General features: G+C 72.4%; 23 protein-coding genes. 12 read left to right on the top strand and 11 right to left on the bottom strand.

The genetic code is table 11. The annotated features are described in order from the left end of the window. Positions 1-32: 32 nt before the first annotated feature. From AB0472_RS15255 to mscL, 4 genes are all read left to right on the top strand, one after another. Entirely contained in the window at positions 33-362 is a 330-nt protein-coding gene (locus AB0472_RS15255) for an FmdB family zinc ribbon protein (protein ID WP_366356723.1), read from the top strand. A gap of 113 nt (positions 363-475) precedes the next feature. Next, positions 476-1309 carry an S-methyl-5'-thioadenosine phosphorylase gene (locus tag AB0472_RS15250; protein ID WP_366356721.1) on the top strand — a complete coding sequence of 278 codons (834 nt, stop codon included), beginning with the start codon at positions 476-478 and terminating at the stop codon, positions 1307-1309. A gap of 245 nt (positions 1310-1554) precedes the next feature. After that, positions 1555-2148 (top strand): hypothetical protein, encoded by a 594-nt coding sequence (locus AB0472_RS15245; RefSeq protein WP_366356967.1) that lies wholly within the window; start codon positions 1555-1557, stop codon positions 2146-2148. Positions 2149-2286: 138 nt separating this feature from the next. Then, positions 2287-2763 carry a large conductance mechanosensitive channel protein MscL gene (gene mscL, locus AB0472_RS15240; protein WP_366356719.1) on the top strand — a complete coding sequence of 159 codons (477 nt, stop codon included), beginning with the start codon at positions 2287-2289 and terminating at the stop codon, positions 2761-2763. Between the two features lie 90 nt (positions 2764-2853). Here mscL and AB0472_RS15235 read toward each other — a convergent pair whose 3' ends face one another. After that, complete coding sequence (locus AB0472_RS15235; protein WP_366356717.1) at positions 2854-3030, bottom strand: hypothetical protein; 177 nt, start codon at positions 3028-3030, stop codon at positions 2854-2856. A 169-nt stretch (positions 3031-3199) separates the two neighbouring features. Between AB0472_RS15235 and AB0472_RS15230 the strand changes: the two genes are divergently transcribed. From AB0472_RS15230 to AB0472_RS15215, 4 genes are all read left to right on the top strand, one after another. After that, entirely contained in the window at positions 3200-4438 is a 1239-nt protein-coding gene (locus AB0472_RS15230; RefSeq protein ID WP_366356715.1) for a low temperature requirement protein A, read from the top strand. Positions 4439-4505: 67 nt separating this feature from the next. After that, on the top strand, positions 4506-5531 hold the full coding sequence (locus AB0472_RS15225; protein ID WP_366356713.1) for a P1 family peptidase: 1026 nt from the start codon (positions 4506-4508) through the stop codon (positions 5529-5531). Positions 5532-5715: 184 nt separating this feature from the next. Further along, positions 5716-6945, top strand: a complete 1230-nt coding sequence (locus tag AB0472_RS15220) for an Ig-like domain-containing protein (RefSeq protein WP_366356712.1) — start codon at positions 5716-5718, stop codon at positions 6943-6945. A 157-nt stretch (positions 6946-7102) separates the two neighbouring features. Beyond that, positions 7103-7849, top strand: a complete 747-nt coding sequence (locus AB0472_RS15215; protein WP_366356710.1) for a DUF6227 family protein — start codon at positions 7103-7105, stop codon at positions 7847-7849. A gap of 44 nt (positions 7850-7893) precedes the next feature. Here AB0472_RS15215 and AB0472_RS15210 read toward each other — a convergent pair whose 3' ends face one another. From AB0472_RS15210 to AB0472_RS15190, 5 genes are all read right to left on the bottom strand, one after another. Beyond that, positions 7894-8145, bottom strand: coding sequence for a hypothetical protein (locus tag AB0472_RS15210; protein ID WP_366356708.1), 252 nt, complete (start codon positions 8143-8145; stop codon positions 7894-7896). Between the two features lie 116 nt (positions 8146-8261). Further along, entirely contained in the window at positions 8262-10325 is a 2064-nt protein-coding gene (locus AB0472_RS15205) for a fructose-specific PTS transporter subunit EIIC (protein WP_366356707.1), read from the bottom strand. A gap of 256 nt (positions 10326-10581) precedes the next feature. Next, a complete protein-coding gene (pfkB, locus tag AB0472_RS15200) occupies positions 10582-11529 on the bottom strand; it encodes a 1-phosphofructokinase (protein WP_366356966.1) in 948 nt (315 codons plus the stop codon). A 38-nt stretch (positions 11530-11567) separates the two neighbouring features. Further along, entirely contained in the window at positions 11568-12329 is a 762-nt protein-coding gene (locus tag AB0472_RS15195) for a DeoR/GlpR family DNA-binding transcription regulator (RefSeq protein ID WP_366356705.1), read from the bottom strand. Positions 12330-12561: 232 nt separating this feature from the next. Further along, entirely contained in the window at positions 12562-14112 is a 1551-nt protein-coding gene (locus AB0472_RS15190) for an MFS transporter (RefSeq protein ID WP_366356703.1), read from the bottom strand. Between the two features lie 62 nt (positions 14113-14174). Between AB0472_RS15190 and AB0472_RS15185 the strand changes: the two genes are divergently transcribed. Next, positions 14175-15149, top strand: a complete 975-nt coding sequence (locus AB0472_RS15185) for a YafY family protein (protein ID WP_366356702.1) — start codon at positions 14175-14177, stop codon at positions 15147-15149. Positions 15150-15370: 221 nt separating this feature from the next. Here AB0472_RS15185 and AB0472_RS15180 read toward each other — a convergent pair whose 3' ends face one another. Continuing rightward, the gene (locus AB0472_RS15180; RefSeq protein WP_366356700.1) at positions 15371-16051 is read right to left on the bottom strand and encodes a TetR family transcriptional regulator; all 681 of its coding nucleotides are present in this window, start codon (positions 16049-16051) and stop codon (positions 15371-15373) included. A gap of 506 nt (positions 16052-16557) precedes the next feature. Continuing rightward, a complete protein-coding gene (locus AB0472_RS15175) occupies positions 16558-17571 on the bottom strand; it encodes a sigma-70 family RNA polymerase sigma factor (RefSeq protein WP_366356698.1) in 1014 nt (337 codons plus the stop codon). A 239-nt stretch (positions 17572-17810) separates the two neighbouring features. Between AB0472_RS15175 and AB0472_RS15170 the strand changes: the two genes are divergently transcribed. After that, complete coding sequence (locus AB0472_RS15170) at positions 17811-18329, top strand: N-acetyltransferase family protein (protein ID WP_366356696.1); 519 nt, start codon at positions 17811-17813, stop codon at positions 18327-18329. A 31-nt stretch (positions 18330-18360) separates the two neighbouring features. Here the strand turns inward: AB0472_RS15170 and AB0472_RS15165 are convergent, their stop codons facing one another. Beyond that, on the bottom strand, positions 18361-19152 hold the full coding sequence (locus tag AB0472_RS15165; RefSeq protein ID WP_366356694.1) for a class III extradiol ring-cleavage dioxygenase: 792 nt from the start codon (positions 19150-19152) through the stop codon (positions 18361-18363). 147 nt (positions 19153-19299) lie between these two features. On the opposite strand from AB0472_RS15165, the gene AB0472_RS15160 reads away from it, so the two are divergent. Then, complete coding sequence (locus AB0472_RS15160; RefSeq protein WP_366356693.1) at positions 19300-19812, top strand: MarR family transcriptional regulator; 513 nt, start codon at positions 19300-19302, stop codon at positions 19810-19812. 62 nt (positions 19813-19874) lie between these two features. On the opposite strand, the gene AB0472_RS15155 is transcribed toward AB0472_RS15160, so the two are convergent. Both AB0472_RS15155 and AB0472_RS15150 read right to left on the bottom strand, forming a co-directional pair. Continuing rightward, positions 19875-21413 (bottom strand): MFS transporter, encoded by a 1539-nt coding sequence (locus AB0472_RS15155; protein WP_366356691.1) that lies wholly within the window; start codon positions 21411-21413, stop codon positions 19875-19877. Positions 21414-21636: 223 nt separating this feature from the next. Continuing rightward, positions 21637-22287: a TetR/AcrR family transcriptional regulator gene (locus AB0472_RS15150; protein ID WP_366356689.1), complete on the bottom strand. Its 651-nt coding sequence runs from the start codon at positions 22285-22287 to the stop codon at positions 21637-21639. A 257-nt stretch (positions 22288-22544) separates the two neighbouring features. Between AB0472_RS15150 and AB0472_RS15145 the strand changes: the two genes are divergently transcribed. Then, positions 22545-23984: a M6 family metalloprotease domain-containing protein gene (locus AB0472_RS15145; RefSeq protein WP_366356687.1), complete on the top strand. Its 1440-nt coding sequence runs from the start codon at positions 22545-22547 to the stop codon at positions 23982-23984. Positions 23985-23986 lie beyond the last annotated feature (2 nt).

Here is a 23986-nt window from a genome sequence, read left to right as displayed (position 1 = left end):
ACTCACTGAGTGAGAGTGCCAGGAGGAAGACAGTGCCGACCTACCAGTACCAGTGCACCGAGTGCGGCGAGGGCCTCGAGGCGGTGCAGAAGTTCACCGACGACGCCTTGACCGAGTGCCCCAACTGCGGTGGCCGCCTGAAGAAGGTGTTCTCCGCGGTCGGCATTGTCTTCAAGGGCTCGGGCTTCTACCGCAACGACAGCCGCGGCTCCTCGTCGAGCAGCAGCCCCGCGTCGAAGTCGTCCGGCTCCACGTCGTCGGGCACGTCGTCCGACTCGAAGGCTTCCGACTCGAAGGCTTCCGACTCGAAGTCCTCGACGTCGACGTCCTCGTCCGGCTCGGCCAGCAGCTCCGCCGCCTGAGACCTCACCCCGCGGACCCCGCCGTCGAGCGACAGTGGGGTCCGCGGCATTCCCGGACCCGGGCATCCGCCCGCCCGGGCGGCCGCTCCGGGCGGGCGGCTAGTGTGCTGCGCATGGTGAACGCAGAGATCGGTGTAATCGGCGGGTCCGGCTTCTACTCGTTCCTCGACGACGTGACCGAGATCCAGGTCGACACGCCCTACGGGCCGCCCAGCGACTCCCTCTTCCTCGGCGAGATCGCCGGCCGCCGGGTCGCCTTCCTGCCCCGCCACGGACGCGGCCACCACCTGCCGCCGCACCGCATCAACTACCGGGCCAACCTCTGGGCGCTGCGCTCCGTCGGCGCGCGCCAGGTGCTCGGCCCGTGCGCGGTGGGCGGTCTGCGCCCCGAGTACGGCCCGGGCACCCTGCTCGTGCCCGACCAGCTGGTGGACCGCACGAAGTCGCGGGCACAGTCGTACTTCGACGGACTGCCGCTGCCCGACGGCGCCGTGCCGAACGTGGTGCACGTCTCGCTGGCCGACCCCTACTGCCCCACCGGCCGGGCGGCGGCCCTGAAGGCGGCGCGCGGCCGGGACTGGGAGCCGGTGGACGGGGGCACGCTGGTGGTGGTCGAGGGGCCCCGCTTCTCCACCCGCGCCGAATCCCTGTGGCACCAGGCGCAGGGCTGGTCCGTGGTGGGCATGACCGGTCATCCCGAGGCGGCGCTCGCCCGTGAACTGGAGCTCTGCTACACGTCGTTGACGCTCGTCACCGACCTGGACGCGGGCGCCGGGACCGGCGAGGGCGTCTCGCACGACGAGGTGCTGCAGGTGTTCGCGGCCAACGTGGACCGGCTGCGGGGCGTGCTGTTCGACGCGGTGGCGGCCCTGCCGGAGAACACGGCGCGGGACTGCCTGTGCACGAACGCCCTCGGCGGCATGGACCCGGGGTTCGAGCTGCCGTAACGCGGAAACGGCCGGTGCGGGGCGGTGCGGGGCGGATAACGGCCGGTACGCAGCGGAAGCCGCCGGAGCGGGGCGGATAACGGCCGGTACGCAGCGGAAGCCGCCGGAGCGGGGCGGCTACGGGCGGAACTCCTCGTTCGGGTGGCCGAGTTGTCCACAGCCGGCTGGTCGTCCACCGGCTCCGGCGAGATGCGGCGCGAGACCTCATCGTGGTCCCGCAAGCCGGTTCCTCGTCACAGGTGGTGATCCCCGTGTCCGTCCCCCCGTCCCTGTCCCCCGCCTTCCGCCCTCCCCTCCGTGTCCCGCGCCCGCTGGGCACGGACGCTCCCGCCACCTGCGAGGTCCCGCACTTCGAACCGGTGCGGGTACGCGGCGGCCGGTACCTGCTGGACCGGCTGCTGCGGCGCCGCGGGCGGGCCCTCGCGGCCGGCCTCGCGGTCACGGCGGCGGCGCTCGTCGCGGCCGGCCCGCGCACCGCCCTCGGCCCCCTGCGAACCGAGCCGCCCCGGGACCACCCGGTCGTCACCCCGCCCACCCCGCCGGTACGACGGCACGCCCCGCCCGCGGACATGGTGACGGCACCGGTGCGGATCGCCGACGCGGCCACCGTCCGGCTGCTGCGCCCCGGCGACCGGGTCGACGTCATCGCCGCCGGGGATCCCGCGGCCGGCGGCGAGGCCCGGGTGATCGCACACGGGGTGCGCGTGACGAGACTGCCGGAGCCCGTCGACGCGGCCGCGGAGACCGGGGCGCTGGTCGTCCTCTCGGTCCCCCGGGCCACCGCGGCACAGCTGGTCGGCGCCGGCGCGACGGCACGGCTGGCGGTAACCGTGTACTGAACAACCTGCGGCGATTTTCGGGACGCTTTGTGTCAAGTCGCCCTATCGGGCTGCGGGGTTGGGCGCAATGGCCGCATGGTGCCGTAGGTTGCGGAGCGTTTTGATCCACACCCTGTGCATGCAAGGAGAGTCCCCGAGGTGAGCGCGAAGAAGGAACCGAGTGTCTGGCAGGGCTTCAAGGCCTTCCTGATGCGAGGGAACGTCGTCGATCTGGCAGTAGCGGTGGTCATCGGCGCCGCCTTCACGAACATCGTGAACTCGTTGGTGAAGGGGATCATCAACCCCCTGGTCGGCGCGATCGGCACGAAGAACCTCGACAGCTACAGCTCGTGCCTGAAGCACCCGTGCACGCTGAACCCGGACGGCACGGTGAAGAGCGGTATCCAGATCATGTGGGGCTCCGTCCTGGGAGCCACGCTGAGCTTCGTGATCACCGCGGCGGTCGTGTACTTCCTGATGGTCCTGCCGATGGCGAAGTACCTGGCCCGGGTGGAGGCCCGCCGGAGGGCGCGGGAGGGCACGCACGAGGTGGTCGAGTTGACCGAGCTGGAGGTGCTGAAGGAGATCCGCGACGCCCTGGTCGCGCAGCGCGGAAACGGTCACAGCCAGCGTTAGCGGCGCCGCCCCGGAAGCGGCGGGCGGTCGGGCGGCTCAGAGGTGGTCGCGCGGGGGCTCAGAGGCGGTCGGTCGGGCGGCTCAGAGGTGTCAGAGGTGGTGGGGCGGCTTCTCGTCGAGGAACCGCTTGAGGTCGGCCGCGGAGTCGCCCTCGGGGCGGTCGCCCCAGCCGCGGTCCGTGTCGTCCGAGGACTGGCGGTCCAGCGGGTCGTCGAAGATCAGCGCGGTTCTCGGGTCGCGGGGCGCGGGCTCGGGGGCGGTGGTCATGCCTCAAGACTACGGCGCGCCCGGCCCGGGCCCGGCCGGGCCACCCGGCGGTCCGGCCCCCGCCCACCCCGTCCCGCGTCTCCCGTCCCCGGGCATCCCGTCCCCCCGTCCCCCGTCCCCGGGCATCCGTCCACAAGCTTTCGGAGTCCTTTTCTGCTGTGCTGGACCCATGACGTCGAGTTCTCCCCCGGCCCCCACCTCCCCGCACCCGCCCCGGCCCCCGCGGCCACTGCGCCGGCTCACCGCGCGCCGGCGCGACGAGGGCCACCGGGTGGCCTCACCGCTGGAGCTCTTCTTCGACCTGTGTTTCGTGGTGGCCATCGCGCAGGCGGGCGTGGAGCTGGTGCACGCCGTGGCCGCGGGGCACGCCGGCGAGGGCGTCCTTAACTACGGGATGCTGTTCTTCGCCATCTGGTGGGCGTGGATGAACTTCACCTGGTTCTCCTCCGCGTACGACAACGACGACGTGCTCTACCGGATCGTCACCCTGGTCCAGATCGCCGGCGTGCTGGTGCTGGCCGCCGGCATCACGCAGGGTTTCAGCGACCACGACTACCTGGCGGTCTGGCTGGGGTACGTGATCATGCGACTGGCGATGGTCGCGCAGTGGCTGAGAGCCGCGCACGGGGCCCGGGGCGCGGAGCGGACCATGGCGCTCCGGTACGCGGGCGGGGTGCTGCTGTGCCAGGTCGGCTGGGCCGGCCTGGTGGTACTGCCGGTGCACGCGCGGGCCTGGGTGTTCCTGGTGATGGCGATCGCCGAGATGTGCGTGCCGCTGTACGCGGAGAAGGACTCCACGACCTCCTGGCACCCGCACCACATCGCCGAACGGTACGGGCTGTTCACGATCATCGTGCTCGGCGAGACGATCGCCGCGGCGACGGTCGCCGTGAAGTCGGCCCTGGCCGAGCACGACGCGCTGAGCGAGCTGCTGCCGATCGCGGCGGGCGGCCTGCTGATCGTCTTCTCGGCGTGGTGGATCTACTTCGTGGTGCCGATCCACGGCCACCTGCGCTCCAACCGGCAGTCGTTCCTGTGGGGTTACGGCCACTACCTGGTCTTCGCGTCGGCGGCCTCGATCGGCGCGGGCATCGAGGTGGCCGTCGAGGAGGCGGTCGGCAAGGCCCACCTGTCCACGACGGCCGCGTCGGCGGCGGTGACCGTGCCGACGGCGCTGTACCTGCTGACGGTGTGGGCGCTGCACTCGCGCCACTTCAAGGTGGGGCTCGCCCAGCAGCTGGTGCTGCCGGTGACGGCGCTGCTGGTGGTGTGCTGCACGTTCCTGGGCGACTGGGCGGTGCCGGCGGCGGGCGTGGTGTCGGCGCTGGCGGTGGCGACCGGGACGGCGCTGACGGCGCGCACGGCCCGCCGCGAGCGCCCCGAGCAGGCTCCCGCGGCAGCCGCCTGACCGGCCCGGGACGGCGCCGGGCGGGACCCGGACCGGCAGCGCGCCGGGCTGGGCCAGACTGGCCGTCATGACAGTCGACGCATTGACGGACGTGGCCGGACTGCGGGTGGGACATGCCACCCGCACCGGCGAGGGCTGGCTCACCGGTACCACGGTCGTCCTCGCCCCCGAGGGCGGCGCGGTGGCCGCCGTGGACGTGCGGGGCGGGGGTCCGGGCACCAAGGAGACGGACGCGCTCGACCCGCGCAACCTGGTGCAGCGGGTGGAGGCGGTCGTACTCACGGGCGGCAGCGCCTACGGGCTCGACGCGGCGTCCGGGGTGATGGCCTGGCTGGAGGAGCGGGGGCGCGGGGTGCGGGTGGGGCCGGATCCGGCGCACGTCGTGCCCGTGGTGCCCGCCGCCTGTGTCTTCGATCTGGGGCGGGGCGGGGACTTCCGGGCGCGGCCGGACGCGGCGACGGGGCGGGCGGCGGTGGAGGCGGCCGCGGCGAGCGGGCCGGGCGCCCGGGTGCCCGAGGGGTGCGTGGGCGCCGGTACGGGCGCCGTGGCCGGGGCGGTGAAGGGCGGGGTGGGCAGCGCGAGCACCGTGCTGGACTCGGGGATCACGGTGGCCGCGCTGGTGGTGGCCAACGCGGCCGGCGCCGTGCTGGATCCCGGAACCGGGGTGCTGTACGGAGAGTTGTTCCAGGGGCGCGTGGTGTACCCCGAGGAGCGGGTGCACGAGGCCGCGCGCCGGCGGCTCGCCGAGGCAGCCGCCCGGAACGGGCTGCCGCCGCTCAACACGACCCTCGCGGTGGTCGCGACCGATGCCGCGCTGTCCAAGGCGCAGGCGCAGAAGTTGGCCGGGACGGCGCACGACGGGATCGCCCGTGCCGTGCGGCCGGTGCACCTGCTGCACGACGGGGACACGGTGTTCGCGCTGGCGACCGGCGCGCACCCGCTCGACGCGGGCCCGCTCGCGCTCAACGAGATCCTGGCGGCCGGCGCGGACCTGGTGAGCCGCGCGATCGTGCGGGCCGTGCGGGCCGCCGGGCCGGTCGACGGGCCGGGCGGGGCGTGGCCGTCGTACAGCGAGTTGTACGGGGCGCCGTAGGGAGGTGCCGGAGGAAGGTGCCGGGTCCGGAACCTTGCGCGTGGCTGTCGATTGTCCTGGTTCTGTCACGTGATGGCGTTCGCGGGCGCCGGAGGGAACCCCGAGGGGGGCCTTGGGCCTCTTTCTCCACGCACTGGAGCGGATCACGCACATCACTAGAACTCACCTGAACCTGGAGCAGCCCGTGACAACGCCGGACATCTCAGCGCGGCGCGCACTGGGGGCCTGTGCCGCCCTGTTGGTCGGCGCCCTCACCCTCACCGCCTGCGGCGGCAACGCCAACGCCGACGCCAAGAGCGACGGCGGCAAGGGCGGACAGGACACCGCCGCGAAGACGTCGGCCGCGAAGATCGTGATCTCGGCGAAGGACGGTTCGACCGGCGCGTCCATCAACACGACCGGCGTGCAGGTCAGCGACGGGAAGCTGACCGACGTCAAGATGACCGTGGCGGGATCGGGGCAGGCCGTGGACGGCACGCTCTCGGCGGACGGCGGCACCTGGAAGCCGAAGGAGCAGCTGGAGCGCGGCACGAAGTACGAGATATCGGCGACCGCCAAGGACTCCAAGGGGCTCACGGCGGCGGCCAACTCCATCTTCACCACGGTCGACTCGGCGAACAGCTACATCGGCACGTACACGCCGGACAACGGGACGACGGTCGGCGTCGGGATGCCGGTCTCGTTCACCTTCGACAAGGTCATCACCGACCGGAAGGCCGTGCAGTCGCACATCACGGTGACCTCCAGCAGCGGCCAGCAGGTGGCGGGGCACTGGTTCGGGGCGCAGCGCCTGGACTTCCGGCCCCAGGACTACTGGAAGGCCGGTTCCAAGGTCACGATGAAGATCGACCTGGACGGCGTCGAGGGCGCGAACGGCGTCTACGGGGTGCAGAAGAAGACGGTGTCGTTCACCGTCGGCCGTTCGCAGGTCTCCACGGTGGACGCGAACACGCAGACCATGACCGTGATGCGGGACGGCAAGCTCCTCAGGTCGGTGCCGGTGTCCACGGGCAGCCCGGAGCACACGACGTACAACGGGCAGATGGTGATCTCCGAGAAGTTCACCCAGACCCGGATGAACAGCCAGACGGTCGGCCTGGGCGGGGAGTACGACATCCCGGACGTGCCGCACGCCATGCGGCTGACGACGTCGGGGACGTTCATCCACGGCAACTACTGGTACAACAAGGGCAACCCGCCGTTCGGACGTGAGGGCACCAGCCACGGCTGCGTGGGGATGGCGGACGTCCAGGGCGCGCAGGGCGACACGACGGCCAAGTGGTTCTACGACAACTCGCTGATCGGGGACGTCGTGATCGTGAAGAACTCCCCCGACAAGACCGTGCAGCCGGACAACGGGCTCAACGGGTGGAACCTGTCGTGGAGCGAGTGGACCGCCGGAAGTGCCGTCTGACCGGCACCTTTTGACCGATCGTCGGGCCGCGCGGGAACTTTTCGCGCGGCCCTCGCGTTTTCCCGGCGTACGTTTTCTCGGTTCCCGGACATGATGTCCGACCGAGGGGCTACGGTATGCACCCACAAGGTGACATGCAGCAACGCCGGGAGAAACCTTGAGCGTTCCGTACGAGACGGCAGCGTACGAACCAGCCGAGTCGCCCGAGTCTCCGGAGGAGCACCTCGAGCGGCTCCTCGGCCGTGCCCTGAACTCCTTCGAGCTGCCGGACGAGGCCATAAGGCAGCTGGACTGCGCGCTGGCCCACGACAGTTCGCTGCACTCCGCGCACCACAGCGCGGGGCTGCACCGGGAGACGTACCGGCACACCTGGCTGCTCGCCGACGGCTCCGCGGTCACGCTGTGGGAGCTGGTGCACAACACCGTGCCGGGCAGCGACCCGCAGCACGAGGTGTACGTCGACGAGGAGGAGCTGCGGGCCGCGACCGCGCGGCTGCCGCTGCCGCCGGACGCCCCGGACTTCGAGCTGCCGGTACTGGTGACGCTGGCGCCGGTACCGGCGCCGAGGCACGTGTACGTGCCGGACGACTCGGCGGACCACGCGCGCAGGCTGCTGCGCCGTGCGGAGAACCCCGACCGGCCGGACGGGGAGACGGCGGAGGCACTGTCGACGGCGTTCGCGCACCAGATCACCCAGGCGTTCGGGCGGCCGGGGCGGGCGGTCCGGCCGGGCGTGGCCTTCTCGCTCTACGAGCACGCGTTCCTGCTGCGGGACGGCCGGGAGCTGTCGCTGTGGGAGGTCGAGCACACGGCGACGCCGGACGGTCGGCACATGTGCGAGGTGTACCCGTCGGAGGACGCGGCCAGGGACGCGATGGAGCGGCGGGCGGTGCGGCGGGGCTAGCTGCTCCGCCGGTACGGCCGCGTCGCCGCGCGGGACGCGGTTCTTCAGCGGCCGCTCAGGCGCCGTACCAGGCCCGCGAAGGCGTCCTGTTCGGCGGGGGTCAGTTCGACGGCCTCGCGGGGCGGAGCGGTCTCGTACTGGTGCGGGAAGGCGGGCAGGGCGTGCGCGGCGTGCCAGGCGAGGGCCTCGCGGCGGTTGCGGCGCAGCAGGCGCGTCACGACGGCCGCCCAAGCGACGGTCGCCAGGGTGAGCGCGGCCATGCCGATCAGCTGGAGGGTCGATACGTGCGCGGGCATGCGCCCCAGTACACACCACGGTCCGGGACTTTGGTCCCGGACCGTGACGTATCTCGCAGGTGCCGTGAACAACTCACAGCGAATCAAAGGGACAAGGCGGCCGGGCCGCGCGGGGGTCAGGCCGCGACCGGCTGCCGGTCCTCCCTCGCGGCGGCGGTCGTCCCGGCGGAGCCGCCCGCCGAGGCCTGCTGGGCCTGCTTGCGCAGTCCCTTCAGGAGGACGACGAGGGCCGTGGTGACGCAGACGCCGGCGGCGATGGCGATCAGGTAGAGGAACGGGTTGCCGATCAGCGGGACCACGAAGATGCCACCGTGCGGGGCGCGCAGGGTGGCGCCGAAGACCATCGACAGGGCGCCGGTGATGGCGCCGCCCACCATCGAGGAGGGGATGACGCGCAGCGGGTCGGCGGCCGCGAACGGGATCGCGCCCTCGGAGATGAAGGAGGCGCCCAGCACCCAGGCGGCCTTGCCGTTCTCGCGCTCGGTCTCGGTGAAGAGCTTGCCGCGCACGGTCGTCGCCAGGGCCATCGCCAGCGGCGGGACCATGCCGGCCGCCATGACCGCCGCCATGATCTTCATCGCGGAGTCACTGGGGTTGGAGACCGCGATGCCGGCGGTGGCGAAGGTGTACGCGACCTTGTTGACGGGGCCGCCGAGGTCGAAGCACATCATCAGGCCCAGCAGGGCGCCGAGCAGAACGGCGTTGGAGCCGGAGAGGCCGTTCAGCCAGTCGGTCATGCCCTTCTGCGCGGAGGCGATGGGCTTGCCGACCACCACGAACATCAGGAACCCGACGATCGCCGTGGAGATCAGCGGGATCACCACCACCGGCATGATGCCGCGCAGCACCTTCGGGATGTCGATCTTCTGGATCGCCATCACCACGCCGCCGGCCAGCAGACCGGCGACCAGGCCGCCGAGGAATCCGGCGTTGATGGTGGCGGCGATCATGCCGCCCACGAAGCCGGGGACCAGGCCCGGCCGGTCGGCCATGCCGTAGGCGATGTAGCCGGCCAGGACCGGCACCAGGAAGCCGAAGGCGACGCCGCCGATCTGGAACATCAGGGCGGCCCAGCTGTCGGACTGCGTCCACACGAAGTGGTTGAGCACCGACGGCGCGGACTTGATCTCGTAGCCGCCGATCGCGAAGCCGAGGGCGATCAGCAGACCGCCGGCGGCGACGAACGGGACCATGTAGCTCACGCCGGACATCAGCCACTTGCGCAGCTTGGTGCCGTAGCCCTCGCCGGCCTCGCCCGCGCGCTCCACCGGGGTGGCCGGTGCGGAGCCGGAGGTGACCTCGCCGCGGGCCGCCTTGGCGCGGACCTCGCCGATCAGCTCGGCGGGGCGGTTGATGCCCGCCTTCACACCGACGTCGACGGTCGGCTTGCCGGCGAAGCGGTCCTTCTCGCGCACGGGCACGTCGTGGGCGAAGATCACGCCGTCCGCCGCCGCGACGACCTCGGGGTCGAGCCGGGTGAAGCCGGCCGAGCCCTGCGTCTCGACGACGAGTTCCACGCCCGCCTCGCGGCCCGCGTTCTCCAGCGACTCCGCCGCCATGTAGGTGTGGGCGATGCCGGTGGGGCAGGAGGTGACGGCGACGATACGGAACGGGCGCTCACCGGCTTCCGGGTTCGCGTCGTCGGTGGCCGCCGCGGTGCCGGCGGAGGCCGCCGCCGGCACCGCAGCGGTGTTCTGGGCGGCGTCCGCGGCCGCCGCGGGCACCTGGGGCGCGGGCGTCTCGTCGCCGCGGATCAGCGCCGCCGCCGTCCCGGCGTCGCCCGCCGACCGCAGCGCGTCCGTGAACTCGCTGTTCATCAGCTGGCGGGCCAGCGAGGAGAGGATCGTGAGGTGGGCGTCGTCGGCGCCGGCCGGGGCCGCGATCAGGAAGACCAGGTCCGCCGGGCCGTCGGGGGCGCCGAAGTCGATTCCGGCGGCGCTGCGCCCGAAGGCCAGGGTCGGCTCGGTGACGTGGGCGCTGCGGCAGTGCGGGATGCCGATGCCGCCGTCGAGACCGGTCGGCATCTGCGCCTCGCGGGCGGCCACGTCGGCGAGGAAGCCCTCCAGGTCGGTCACCCGGCCCAGGGCCACCATGCGCTCGGCGAGGGCGCGCGCCGCCGCTTCCTTCGTGTCGGCGGACAGGTCGAGATCGACCAGGTCCGCGGTGATCATGTCGCTCATCGCGGGCTCCTATGCACGCGTATCGCCCGGAGTGTGGGGTGGGCGGGGGAGGGGACGGGGGTGCCGTGGGGGGCGGGGTGGGAGGCGGGGCCGGGGAAGCCCCGCCTCCCGGGCACGGCGGGGCGGCTCAGGGTGCCCCGACGGCCCGTCGGCGCGGCGAGTAACGAGACGGCTCGCCGCTCCTGGGCCGGTTGTCGGCGGGCGGCGCCGGGGCGGGGCGCGGCCGCGTGGGCTGTCGTTTCCACGGTCTGGACGTTCATGACACCGGCTCCGTCAGTTCGCGGTCGACGGGGACGCGGTCGGTGAGGGTCACCGTCGTGGGGTCCAGGTCGGCCGGGGTGGGCATCACGCTGCCGGGCAGCTGGACGGCGGCGGCGCCGTGCGCGACGGCGGAGGCGAGGGCCTTCGGGCCGCTGCCGCCGGCGATGAGGAAACCGGCGAGGGAGGAGTCGCCGGCGCCGACGTTGCTGCGGACGGTGTCCACCCGGGCGCTCGCGAACCAGGCGCCCTCGTCCTCCACGAGCAGCTGGCCGTCGGCGCCCAGGCTGGCGAGGACGGCACGGGCACCCATGCCGCGCAGTTCCTCGGCCGCCTTCAGCGCGTCGCCCACCGTCGCCAGGGGGCGCCCGACGGCCTCCGCGAGCTCCTCGGCGTTCGGCTTCACCACGTCGGGCCGCGCGCGCAGCGCTTCCAGCAGCGCGCGCCCGGACGTGTCCAGCGCGATGCGTGCGCCCCCGGCGTGCGCCCGGGCGACGACATCGGCGTACCAGGAGGGCGCGAGGCCGCGCGGCAGGCTGCCGCAGCAGGCGATCCAGTCGGCGTCGCGGGACTGCTCGCGCACGGTCTCCAGGAGCAGTTCCTGCTCCTGTGCCGAGAGTTCCGGGCCCGGCGCATTGATCTTGGTGAGCACCCCGTCGGACTCGGCGAGGGCGATGTTGGAGCGGGTGGCCCCGGCGACCGGGACCGGCGCGACCTCGATGCCCTGGGCGTCGAGCAGGTCGGCGACGAGCGCGCCCGGTGCTCCGCCCAGCGGCAGGACGGCGACCGTGCGGCGGCCGGCGGCGGCGACCGCGCGCGAGACGTTGACGCCCTTGCCGCCGGGGTCCATGCGCTCGCCGGAGGCGCGGATGACCTCGCCGCGCTCCAGGGCGGGGACCTCGTAGGTCCGGTCGAGGGAGGGGTTGGGGGTGACGGTGAGGATCACTCCCGTACCGCTCACGCCGTGGGTGCCGCTCGTGTTGCTCATGCTCGTACTACTTCCGTGCCGCCGCGCTCGATGGCGGCGGCGTCCTCGGGGCTCAGCCCGCTGTCGGTGATCAGCAGGTCCACGTCGCTCAGGTCGCCGAAGCGGGCGAAGTGCTCCTGGCCGTGCTTGGCGGAGTCGGCGAGCAGGACCACCCGGCGGGCCGCGGCGACCGCCGCCCGCTTGACCGCGGCCTCGGCGAGGTCGGGGGTGGTCAGGCCCTGGTCGGCGGAGAAGCCGTTGGCGGCGACGAAGAGGACGTCCGCCCGGATCTCGCCGTACGCACGCAGCGCCCAGGCGTCCACGGCGGCGCGGGTGTTGTGCCGTACCCGTCCGCCGACCAGGTGGAGCTGGATGCCCGGGTGGTCGGCGAGGCGGGCCGCGATCGGGAGGCTGTGGGTGACGACGGTGAGGGACGCCTCCAGCGGGATGGCTGCGGCGAGGCGGGCGACCGTGGAACCGGCGTCGAGGATCAGGGTGCCCTCGGTCGGCAGTTCCGGCACGGCGGCCTTGGCGATGCGGTCCTTCTCGTCGGCCGAGGTGGACTCGCGTTCGGCGAGGTCCGGCTCGAAGTCGAGCCGTCCGGCCGGGATGGCACCGCCGTGCACCCGGCGGACGAGGCCGGCGCGGTCGAGGGCCTTCAGGTCGCGGCGGATCGTCTCCTGCGTGACCTGGAACTCCTCGGCGAGCGACACGACGTCCACCCGGCCGCCGTCCCGGGCGAGCCGGAGGATCTCCTGCTGCCGCTCCGGTGCGTACATGCCCTGCGCCTCCGCTCGACGTACGTCCGACCATGTCCGACCACGTCCGACTCATGCCCGAACTTGTGGTTTCGCGAGGAGGCTACGCCGCGATTTCCGGAAAGTAAACAGGTTCGGGCCACAAACGGACACGATCGGGCTTCAGGCCCGTTCGAAGCAGCTCCGCGGCGGCCGTGCGCCCGCACCGAAGGGCCCGGTGCCTTCCGGCGCCGGGCCCTTCGGGCGGTGGTGGTCAGTCGACCGGTTCGGCGTGCTGCGCCGGGCGCTTCGGGAGGGCGGACATCAGGACGAAGATCACGGCCATGACCGCGGCCACCCAGAACAGGGCGTGCTGGAAGGCGTTCACGAAGGCCGGGCCGACCCCGGACGAGGTCGGACGGTCGTCGATGACGCCGTAGAAGACCACCGAGACCAGGCCGAGGCCCAGCGCGTTGCCCATCTGCTGCACGGTGTTGATCAGGCCGGAGGCGGAACCGGCGTGCTCGCGCGGCACCTCCGAGAGCACCGCGTCCGTCAGCGGGGCGACGATCAGCCCCATGCCCGCCCCCATCACGACCAGCGGCAGGGCCATCTGCCAGGAGGCGATGGCGAGACCGTAGCGGTGCGACTCCCAGACGTAGAGCAGGACGCCGAGGCCCATCAGCAGGGCGCCGGTCTGCAGCACCCTGCGGCCGAAGCGCGGCACCAGTTTCTGCACCGACAGGCCGGCCGCGACCGAGACGGAGATCGAGAACGGCACCCCGGTCAGACCCGCGTGCAGCGGGCTCCAGCCGAGGCCGACCTGCATGTACAGCGTCCAGACCAGGAAGAAGATGCCGAGCGCGACACCGAAGACGGTCTGCACGGCGATACCGGCGGCGAAGCTCTTCACCGTGAAGAGGGAGGGTTCGATGAGGGGGGAGCCGTCGCGGGCGGCCTTGCGGCGTTCGTATGCGACGAGCACGGCGAAGACCGCGAGCGCGCCGGCCATGGACGCGTACCCCCACAGCGGCCAGCCCAGCTCCCGGCCGCGGGTCAGCGGGTAGAGCAGCATCAGCAGGCCGAGGGTGACCAGGGCGACGCCGACGAGGTCGAGCCGCAGCGCCCGCGGGGCCCTGGATTCGCTGATGTAACGGCGGCCGAGAAGGAGGGCGGCGACGCCGACCGGGAGGTTGATCAGGAAGATCGGGCGCCATTCGAGGCCGAAGAGGTTCCACTCGGTGAGCAGTGCGCCGAGCAGCGGGCCGGAGACCGCGCCGAGGCCGACGATCGCGCCGAACAGGCCGAAGACCTTGCCGCGTTCGTGGGCCGGGAAGGTGGCGTGCACGATCGACAGGACCTGCGGGACCATCATCGCGGCCATGCCGCCCTGCAGGATGCGGGAGGCGACGAGCATCTCCGGGTTCGCGGCGAAGCCGCAGAGCGCCGAGGCGAGGGTGAATCCCGCGACGCCGATCAGGAACAGCCGTTTGCGGCCGTGGATGTCGCCGAGACGGCCGCCGGTGATCAGGCCGGCGGCGAAGGCGAGTGCGTAGCCGGCCGTTATCCACTGGATCTGGCTGAAGGAGGCACCGGCGTCTCGCTGGATGGAGGGGATGGCGATGTTGACGATGGTGACGTCGACGAGGTCCATGAAGGCGGCGGTCATGACGATGGCCAGGGCCGGCCAGCGGTGCGGTGCACCGGGGGAGGCCGACGATCCGGGCGCCGTCGGGGTGGGTGTGGTGGTGTCGGCGCCGGCTCGTTGTGGCTGGTCGCGCAGTTCCCCGCGCCCCTGCAGGGCGTCTGTGGCCGTGGAAGTCATGCTCGTACCGTAGGAGTGCAGTAGGCCAGATCCTGTCCTACTGGTACGGCATCCTCTTCTGCATGACGACGGACACCCCGGCCCGGCTCCTCCAGTTGCTGTCCCTGCTCCAGACGCCCCGCGAGTGGCCCGGCGGTGAGCTCGCCGACCGGCTGGGGGTGTCGCGGCGTACCGTGCGGCGCGACATCGACCGGCTGCGGGAGCTGGGGTATCCCGTGGAGGCCAGCAAGGGCGCCGACGGGGGGTACCGGCTGGTGGCGGGGAAGGCGATGCCGCCGCTGCTGCTCGACGACGAGGAGGCCGTCGCCATCGCGGTCGGGCTGCGCGCCGGGGCGGGTCATGCCGTGGCGGGGGTGGACGAGGCGTCGGTGCGGGCGCTGGCGAAGCTGGAGCAGGTGCTGCCGGCCAGGCTGCGGCACCGGGTGACCACGCTCCAGGCCGCGACCACCCCGCTGACCAGCGGGGACGGGGCGAGTATCGCGCCCGAGACGCTGACCGTGATGGCGTCGGCGGTCGCGGGGCGGGAGCGGTTGCGGTTCGCCTACCGGGCGGCGGACGGGAGCGGGACGCAGCGCCAGGCGGAGCCGTACCGGCTGGTGTCGACGGGGCGGCGCTGGTATCTGGTGGCGTACGACCTCGATCGCGACGACTGGCGGACGTTCCGGGTCGACCGGGTGAGCGAGCCGTTCGCCACCGGCGCGCGGTTCGCTCCGCGGGAGATGCCGACGGGGAGCGCGGCGGAATTCCTGCGGCGGTCCATCCAGCGGCAGCAGGAGACGTACGGGTACACCGTCGCGTTCGCCGGGTCGGTGGCGGAGGTGGGGGCGCGGCTGCCGGGGTGGCTGGGGACGCCGGTGGCGGAGGAAGGGGGCGAGGGCCGGTGTGTGGTGCGGGGGGACACCGGGGATCCGGTGGAGTGGCTGGCGGTGCGGCTGGCGATGGCGGGGTGCGAGTTCGAGGTCCGGGAACCGCCGGAACTGATCGCGTGCGTAAGGGAGTTGGGGGGCCGGATGAGTCGGGCGGCCGGGGGTTCGTGAGGGGGGTGCGGCGGGGGTTCGTGAGGGGGTGCGGGTGGGTGGGGCTGAGCGGGGTGACGCTTGCCGGCGCTTGCAGGCTGCCTCCCCCGGTCTTCGGTCGGGGGTACCCCCAGCGCCCACCCGTGCCGCCCCGCGGCACGCCTGCCCGCAGCCGTGTCTTTCAGGGGCGCGAGGAACTGCGCGATCAGCCCCCGCCGCGGCGCGCGGCCGGACCGCGGCCGTTACCCGCCCAGCCCCTCCCACGCGAACCCCCGTAGCGCCGCCAGGTTCTGCAGGGCCAGGGCTGCCGGGCCCTGCGGCCCCGTGGGGGCGGCCGTGCCCGAGGCCCAGGATTCGACGGCCACCCGCACCGCCGCCCCGGCCACCGCCGCGGCGAAGCGGAGCCGGGCGGGCGGGGCCGCGGCCTCATCGGCGGCGCCCGTCCGCTCCGCCAGGATCGACGTCAGGAGCCGGTCCGAGGACTGGCACACCTCGGCCCACACCTTGCGCAGGGCCGGGCTCGCGTCGGCCAGGTGGATCAGGGTGCGGACCCATTCCCAGGAGGCCGCGGAGACCCCCGCGTCGGGGGTCAGGGTGTGCCGGACGGCGTGTTCGAGGGCCTCGGGGACGGAGAGGGAGGCGGGGGCCGACCGTACCGCCTCCGCCCAGCGGCGGGCGCCCGCCGCGTAGAGCGGGGCCACCGCCTCCTCCTTCGTGGCGAAGTAGCGGTAGAACGTGCGGGGCGCGATGCCGGCGGCGTGTGCGATGTCCTCGGCGCGCGTGGCCCGCAGGCCCCGCCGTACGAAGAGGCCCGCGGCCGCCCGGGCGATCTCCATGCGGGTCTCCGCCTTGCGCCGTTCCGTGAGGGAGAGGGGGGCGGGCTCCTGCGTGGGGGTCTTGCCGGTGGTACTGGGGGTGCTCACCTCGGCAGGCTATGCCGCTGTGGCAGAATCTGCCATCCGGTGGTTCACCCCGTGGTTCAGGTACGGGGTGAACCACCGTTTCAGCATGCCCGGCGGCGCCGGGTCCGGGCAAATCCGGCCGCCGCCCGCCCCGCGCAGAAGTGGAGCCGGGCTCCGGCACCCGGGGGGGTTGGGCGCCGGAGCCCGGCTCTGGGAGCGTCCCGGCGCCGGGGGGATGGTGCGTCGGGACGTGGCTTGTGGACAAGCGGGCGTCGGGTGTGCCGTGGCCCGCCGGCGGCTGCCGCTCCGTCAGGAGCCGACGGCCTCGCGGGGAGTGGTCCGCCCTGGACCTCGACTCCCCGGCTCTGAGTGGTTGTTCCCTACACGCGCAGCCGTGAAGCGGCGGTACCGCGCCATAGTTTGCGCCGTCTTCCGCCACCCGGCGTACGCGCCCCGCGTGAGCGGGGTCTCGCGCGCACCGGTCACGCGAGCCCGCTCGCGGTGAACCCCCTGCCCCGTGCGGCCCCTTACGCGGCCGGCTCGAACCCGGTGGAGCGGGCCAGCTTCTTCAGTTCGAGCAGCGCGTGCTTCTCGATCTGGCGGATGCGCTCACGGGTCAGGCCGTGCTCCTTGCCGACCTCGGTCAGCGTGCGCTCGCGGCCGTCCTCGATGCCGTACCGCATCTTGATGATCGAGGCCGTGCGCTGGTCCAGACGGCCGATCAGGTCGTCCAGTTCCTCGCTGCGCAGGAGGGTCAGGACGGACTGCTCGGGGCTGACCGCCGACGTGTCCTCCAGGAGGTCGCCGAACTGCGTCTCGCCCTCGTCGTCCACCGACATGTTCAGGGACACCGGGTCACGGGCCCAGTCGAGGACGTCGACGACGCGCTCCGGGGTGGAGCCGAGCTCGGTGGCGATCTCGGCGGGCTCCGGGTCGCGGCCGTGCTCCCGGTTGAACTCGCGCTGGACGCGGCGGATCCGGCCGAGCTCCTCCACCAGGTGGACGGGGAGCCTGATGGTCCGGGACTGGTCGGCGATGGAGCGGGTGATCGCCTGGCGGATCCACCAGGTGGCGTACGTCGAGAACTTGAAGCCCTTGCGGTAGTCGAACTTCTCGACCGCGCGCACCAGGCCCGCGTTGCCCTCCTGGATCAGGTCGAGCAGGGGCAGGCCACTGCGCGGGTAGCGCCGGGCGACGGCCACGACCAGGCGGAGGTTGGAGCGGATGAAGACGTCCTTCGCCCGCTCACCGGCGGCGACGAGCGCCTCCAGCTCCTCACGGGTGGCGTCGGACGCGGACTCCTCCTCGCCGTCGAGGACCTGCTGCGCGAACACACCCGCCTCTATGGTCTGGGACAGCTCGACTTCCTTGGCGGCGTCGAGGAGCGGTGTGCGCGCGATCTCGTCGAGGTACATGCCGACCAGATCGCGGTCGGCGATCTCGCCGCCATGGCCGCGAACGCCATGGGCGCGAACACTGCTTGCCGAGTCGGCCGTCTCGCCGGTGGCGGACTGACGACGGGCGACGGCACGGGTTGCCATGCGTGCTCCCTTGCGATGGTGGGCGGGCGGGGTGGTCCTGTCGGTTCTTCTCGGTCCTTCAGCGAATGCTCGGCGCCTCGGCTGCAGCGCCCCGGAACTCCACTTCTGGAACTCCCTGGACTGTCGTCGAGTGCCCGGCATCTGATGGAAACAACGACTGGAATCCGGACAGAATTCCCATGCTGCCCCCCGATTTTTCTGATCATGCAGTACCCTGTGCGACCACGTGAGGAGGCGCGGTGCCGTCGGAACGTACAGAGGTGCAGGTCAGACCGGGATCCGAGGGGGACCTCGTAACCCTCACCGAGATCTACAATCACTACGTTCGTGAGACGTCCATCACATTCGACACGGTGGCCTTCACGCCGGAAGAGCGTCGTCCGTGGCTGCTCTCCCACCCGGAAGACGGCCCGTACCGCCTGATGGTTGCCACGTCGGCGGAGTCACAGGAGATTCTCGGGTACGCCACGTCCAGCCCCTACCGAGCGAAACCGGCCTACGCGACGTCCGTGGAGACCACGGTGTACGTCGCCCCGGACGCCGGAGGGTGTGGTATCGGCACGCTCCTCTACAAGGCCCTCTTCGACGCGCTCGCGGGCGAGGACCTGCACCGCGCCTACGCGGGCATCGCGCAGCCGAACGAGGCGTCCACCCGGCTGCACGAGCGCTTCGGCTTCCGGTACGTCGGCACGTACCGCGAGGTGGGCCGCAAGTTCGGCCGCTACTGGGACGTGGCCTGGTACGAGCGCCCGCTGTAGCCGCCGCACCGGCCCCGCGGACCCGTCCCCGTCACCCGAACTGCACGGACCGCTTCGCCATTCCCATCCAGAACCCGTCGATCACCGACTTCTGCGCGTCCAGCTCGCCGCCCGCCTCCGCCGCGCCCATGGTGACGAAGAGCGGGGCGAAGTGCTCGGTGCGCGGGTGGGCGTAGCGGCCCGCCGGGGCCTTGTCGAGGAAGTCGAGCAGGGCGTCCCAGTCGCGGTTCTCCAGGGCCCGGTGCCCCCAGTCGTCGAACTCGGAGGACCAGGTCGGCACGCCGCTGCCGAGGTGGCGCAGGGCGGCCAGGTTGTGGGTGAAGAAGCCGGAGCCGACGATGAGCACGCCCTCGTCGCGCAGCGGGGCGAGCCGGCGGCCGATCTCCATCAGGCGGACCGGGTCCAGGGTGGGCATGGAGATCTGCAGGACCGGGATGTCCGCGGCCGGGAACATCTCCACCAGGGGCACGTAGGCGCCGTGGTCGAGACCGCGGTCCGGGATGTCCTGGACGGGGGTGCCGGGGGCGCGCAGCAGCTTGCGCACGGACTCGGCGAGCTCCGGCGCGCCGGGGGCCTCGTACCGCACCTGGTAGTAGTGCTCCGGGAAGCCCCAGAAGTCGTAGACGAGGGGGACGGTCCGCACGGCGCCGAGGGCGAGGGGGGCCTCCTCCCAGTGGGCGGAGACCATCAGGATCGCCCGGGGGCGCGGCAGGCCGGCGCTCCAGGCGGCGAGTTCGCCGGGCCAGACGGGGTCGTCGGCGAGCGGCGGGGCGCCGTGGCTCAGATAGAGGGCGGGCATGCGCTCCGGTGCGGCGGCGGACATGGCGGCGGCTCCCTCCGGGCGCCGGGCTGCCTTCCCGGCCCCCATCCTTCGACTCTCCAGGCGACTGTTTTAAATCTCAAGCTTTCTGGCGCCACCTTACGCCCCACTTGTTTAAGTTTCAAGGAGAGGCCTCGTACAGTGGGACCCATGACTACGGCATCCGGATCCGCCACCACGCAGAGCCGCTGGCTCACCGACCACGAACAGCGCGTCTGGCGCTCGTACCTGCACGCCACGACCCTGCTGGAGGACCACCTGGACCGCCAGCTCCAGCGTGACGCGGGGATGCCGCACATCTACTACGGCCTGCTCGTCGCCCTCGCCGAGGCGCCCGGACGGCGGCTGCGGATGACCGAGCTGGCGATGAACGCCAAGATCACCCGGTCCCGGCTCTCGCACGCCATCGCCCGCCTGGAGAAGAACGGCTGGGTACGGCGGGAGGACTGCCCCTCCGACAAGCGGGGCCAGTTCGCCGTCCTGACCGACGAGGGCACCGAGGTGCTGCGGCGCACCGCGCCGGGCCACGTGGCGGCCGTACGGCAGGCGCTGTTCGAGCGGCTGACGCCGGAACAGCAGCAGGCCCTCGGCGAGATCATGCAGATCGTCGCCGAGGGCCTGCAGCCCGACGAAGCGGGCGCGGACCTGCCCTGGCTCCGCTGAGGAGCTCGGGACAGGCCCGCGTGCGGGTACCCCTACGGTCCGTCGGTGGGTCGTTCAGAGGCTCAGTGGGCGATCACCGGGACCGCCACCTCGTCCTCCACGCCGTCCCCGGAGGCCACTGGCGTGGCTTCCGGCTTGCCGGCGTTGACCAGGCTCACCACGATCACCGCGGCCAGCACCAGCATGCCGACGGCGACCCAGATCGCGTTGGCGTAGCCGTGCACCGCGCCCTCCATCTGGACCAGCTGCTGCTGCGGCTTGGAGGTGGCGGACGCGATGTGGTCCTTGATGTACGACGTCGTCGCGGACGCGGCGATCGTGTTCAGCAGGGCCGTACCGATGGCACCGCCCACCTGCTGCGAGGTGTTGACCATCGCGGAGGCGACACCGGCGTCCCGGGGCTCGACGCCGAGCGTGGCCAGGGACATGGCCGGCATGAACGCCGTACCCATGCCGAGACCGAGCAGCACCATCGCGGGCAGGATCGTCGAGGCGTACGACGAGCCGATCTCGATCTGGGTCATGACCAGCATGCCGGCCGCGGCGACCAGGAAGCCGGGGCCCATCAGCGCCCGGGCCGGGACCCGGGTCATCAGCCGGGTGCCGATCTGGGTGGAGCCGACCATCATGCCCGCGATCATCGGCAGGAAGGCGAAGCCGGTCTTGATCGGCGAGAAGCCCTTGATGACCTGCAGGTAGTAGGTCAGGAAGAGGAAGGTGCCGAACATCGCGATGATCGCGACCCCGAGGGAGAGGTAGATACCGCCCCGGTTGCGGTCGAGGACGACGCGCAGCGGCAGCAGCGGGGCCTTGACCCGGGTCTCGGTGACGACGAACGCGATCAGCAGCACCGCGGAGGCGACGAACAGGCCCACGGTGGTGGCGTCGCCCCAGCCGTCGGACTCGGCGCGGGTGAAGCCGTACACCAGCGAGACCAGGCCCAGGGTGGACAGGAGCACGCCGGGGATGTCGAGCGGGTTGCGGTTGCGGCCGCCCTCCGGCTCACGGATGACGAAGTACGCGCCGAGCGCGGCGACGATGGCGAACGGGATGTTCACGAAGAACGTCCAGCGCCAGTCCAGGTACTCGGTGAGCACACCGCCGAGGATGAAGCCGACGGCGCCGCCGCCACCGGCGATCGCGCCGTAGATGCCGAAGGCCTTGGCGCGCTCCTTGGCGTCCGTGAACATCACGGCGAGCAGGGAGAGCGCGGCCGGGGCGAGCATGGCGCCGAAGACGCCCTGCAGGGCACGGGCGCCGAACATCATCGCGCCGCTGGTCGCGGCGCCGCCGAGCGCGGAGGCCGCCGCGAAGCCGGTCAGGCCTATGACGAAGGCCCGCTTACGGCCCCACAGGTCGGCGATCCGGCCGCCGAAGAGGAGCAGACCGCCGAAGGCGAGGGCGTAGGCCGTGACGACCCACTGCCGGTTGCCGTCGGAGATGCCCAGGTCGGTCTGGGCGGAGGGCAGCGCGATGTTCACGATGGTGGCGTCGAGGACGACCATCAGCTGGGCGAGCGCGATGAAGACCAGCGCTTTCCAGCGGTTGGCATCACCGGCCGGTGCCGGTGCGCCGGGAGCCTTTGCGGCTGTTTCAGACATGGGGGTACCCACTTCGTGACTTCATTACTTCAGTGACGGAAATCAGTGACGGAATCAGAGGCGGAAAGCCGACGGAGAGCCGACGGCAGGCCGACGGGAAAAGGGATCGGTGAAGCGCAGACGGTGTGTTGGTCGGTGCGGAGCAGGGACCGCGTGAGGTGAGACCGCTGTCCGGTCGGTAACTGATCGGTCCCTGTGGGACTGTGCTGTCGCTCTCGGTCGTTCAGGCCTGGCGCAGGTCCTCCATGGTCACGGCCGTGCCGGGCAGGGCGGAGCGGGCCGGTGCCCGCAAGCCGTCCAGGAACAGCTGCAGATGACGGTGGACGAAGCGGTCGCCGACCAGGCAGTCGGTGCCGAACGGAGGCCGGCTGAGCTGGGCCACGGCGATCATCACATCGCCGACGCCCACGTCCGGACGGAGCTGTCCGGCCCCCTTGGCGCGGTCCATGAGCTGCTCGATCAGCTGCTCGCACCGCCGACGCGCCGCTTCCAGGTCGGGGTGGTTCTGGTCGAAGGTGCTGGAGACCATCGGGCACAGCGCGCTGACCCGCTCGTCGGCGGAGATGTGCACGAAGCGCTCCAGCGCCCCGAAGGCGTCCCCGGTCTCCGCGAGCGCCAGCTCGGCCGCCTCCGACGTCCGGTCCATCACGGAGCAGACGACCTCACGGACGAGCGCGTCACGGTCGGGGAAGTTGCGGTACACCGTGGCATTGCCGACGCCGGCCCGGCGGGCGATGTCGTCGAGCGGCACGTCGGGGCCGTACTCGGTGAACATCTCGCGGGCGGCGGTGACGATCCGCTCCCGGTTGCGCAGGGCGTCGGCGCGGGGCCGGGGTGCCTTGCGCACGGCGGGGAGGGCGGTCGCGGTCTGCACGGCGTACTCCTGATCCGAAGGTTTCCGCGATCCGGGGAGGCGCTCCCCGTTTCGCGCGGACACAGTTCCAAACGGGGAAACGGTCCCCGGTTATTTCCCCGCCTTCCATGAATTTCACGTGACCTGGGTCACACTCCGCCGCTCCGGTGCATCCCACGATCGGCCCCTCCAGCGCGCGCCCGCCGCCCGGCCGACACAGGGTGATCCAGAGGGTGCAGCCCGAGACCGGCGGCTGCCGTGGCGCGAAAGGTCCGTGCATGCAGCCGCAGCCCAGCCGCCGTACACCCGCCCGCCGCCGGATACCCGTGGTCCTCGCGGACCTCCTGAGCCTCACGGACCTCGCGCACCGCCGTACCTCGCCGCGCCGTCGTACCCCGTCGTCCCGTCGCCCGGCCCCGGCCCCGTCCCGCGGTCGTGGCCCACGCCCCGGCCGCCGCATACGCCACCGCCGTGCGGTCTGCCTCGCCGCCGTGACCGCGCTGATCCTCGCGGTCGGCACCTCGGCGGGCACCGGGCACCTCACGGCGGCTCCCACCCCGGCCGGCGCCGGCCCGATCGCGCTGGCCCGCAACTCCGTCTACGGCCCCTGCATGATCAGCGGCGCCCACGAGATCCAGATGACCGAGGGCGTCCCCACCCCCGCCGGCTATTCGCGCTCCACCGGCACCGTGCACGCCCTCACGCTGATGGTCGACTTCCCCGACGCGCCCGGCCAGGGCAACGCGCTCGACCGTTACCACGAGTTCTTCCCGCAGACCCAGGACTGGTTCCGCACCGCCTCCTACGGCAAGCTCGACTACCAGCCCGCCGCCCCGATCGACCACTGGCTGCGGATGCCGAAGGCGTTCAGCGACTACGGCATAGAGCGCGGCGCGCCCTTCGACCCCGGCTACCGGCAGCTCGTCCAGGACATCGTGGCCGCCGCCGACCCGGACGTGGACTTCCGGTCGTACGACCTGCTGAACGTCCTGGTCACCCCGAACGCCGGCCCCTCCGCCCTGGACACCGTGCTGTCCGTGACGTTCGCCGGCAACGGCGACGCCCCGGTCGCCGACGGCACGCCGGTCGCCAACGCCTCCTTCGTCTACTCCCGCCAGGACGACGGCTCCGGCTCCTACGCCCGCACCGGCTACCGGGTCCTCCCCCACGAGAACGGCCACGTCTTCGGCCTGCCCGACCTCTACACCCAGGAGGGCGGCGGCGCGGTCGGGCACTGGGACATCATGAGCGAGGACTGGGGCGCCGACAACGACCTCCTCGCCTGGCACAAGTGGAAGCTGGGCTGGCTCGACCCCGACCAGGTCAGCTGCGCGGCGGCCCGCGGCGGCACCGAGTTCACGCTGGCCCCCCTCTCCCGCCCCGGCGGCCGGAAACTGGTCTTCGTCCCCGTCGACGCCAAAACCGGCTACGCCCTGGAGGTGCGCGCCAAGGGCGGCAACGACGAGGAGATCTGCCGCCCCGGCGTCCTCATATACAAGGTCGACGCGAACGTCGACACCGGCCGCGGACCGATCAAGGTGTACGACGCCCACCGCGACAGCGGCGGCTGCACCCACAGCCCCAACGTCCAGGCGGAACTCTCCGACGCCCCGTTCGGACCCGGCGAGAGCTTCAAGGACCCCGCACACGGGATCGAGGTGCAGGTGACGGGGGTGGACGGGGAGGGGAACTACCAGGTGCGGGTGGAGCGGGGGTGAGC

It is taken from the genome of Streptomyces sp. NPDC086777, from assembly GCF_040702065.1.
Taxonomy (GTDB): domain Bacteria; phylum Actinomycetota; class Actinomycetes; order Streptomycetales; family Streptomycetaceae; genus Streptomyces.
Note: the sequence above shows the minus strand (reverse complement) of the source record. Positions and strands in the feature narration are given on the sequence as shown.

Excerpts from the sequence above, each read along its gene's own strand:
- AB0472_RS15250 (WP_366356721.1), top strand. The coding sequence starts at position 476 with ATGGTGAACGCAGAGATCGGTGTAATCGGCGGGTCCGGCTTCTACTCG.
- AB0472_RS15235 (WP_366356717.1), bottom strand. The coding sequence starts at position 3,030 with ATGACCACCGCCCCCGAGCCCGCGCCCCGCGACCCGAGAACCGCGCTG.
- AB0472_RS15230 (WP_366356715.1), top strand. The coding sequence starts at position 3,200 with ATGACGTCGAGTTCTCCCCCGGCCCCCACCTCCCCGCACCCGCCCCGG.
- AB0472_RS15225 (WP_366356713.1), top strand. The coding sequence starts at position 4,506 with ATGACAGTCGACGCATTGACGGACGTGGCCGGACTGCGGGTGGGACAT.
- AB0472_RS15210 (WP_366356708.1), bottom strand. The coding sequence starts at position 8,145 with ATGCCCGCGCACGTATCGACCCTCCAGCTGATCGGCATGGCCGCGCTC.
- AB0472_RS15205 (WP_366356707.1), bottom strand. The coding sequence starts at position 10,325 with ATGAGCGACATGATCACCGCGGACCTGGTCGATCTCGACCTGTCCGCC.
- AB0472_RS15195 (WP_366356705.1), bottom strand. The coding sequence starts at position 12,329 with ATGTACGCACCGGAGCGGCAGCAGGAGATCCTCCGGCTCGCCCGGGAC.
- AB0472_RS15190 (WP_366356703.1), bottom strand. The coding sequence starts at position 14,112 with ATGACTTCCACGGCCACAGACGCCCTGCAGGGGCGCGGGGAACTGCGC.
- AB0472_RS15185 (WP_366356702.1), top strand. The coding sequence starts at position 14,175 with ATGACGACGGACACCCCGGCCCGGCTCCTCCAGTTGCTGTCCCTGCTC.
- AB0472_RS15175 (WP_366356698.1), bottom strand. The coding sequence starts at position 17,571 with ATGGCAACCCGTGCCGTCGCCCGTCGTCAGTCCGCCACCGGCGAGACG.
- AB0472_RS15165 (WP_366356694.1), bottom strand. The coding sequence starts at position 19,152 with ATGTCCGCCGCCGCACCGGAGCGCATGCCCGCCCTCTATCTGAGCCAC.
- AB0472_RS15160 (WP_366356693.1), top strand. The coding sequence starts at position 19,300 with ATGACTACGGCATCCGGATCCGCCACCACGCAGAGCCGCTGGCTCACC.
- AB0472_RS15155 (WP_366356691.1), bottom strand. The coding sequence starts at position 21,413 with ATGTCTGAAACAGCCGCAAAGGCTCCCGGCGCACCGGCACCGGCCGGT.
- AB0472_RS15145 (WP_366356687.1), top strand. The coding sequence starts at position 22,545 with ATGCAGCCGCAGCCCAGCCGCCGTACACCCGCCCGCCGCCGGATACCC.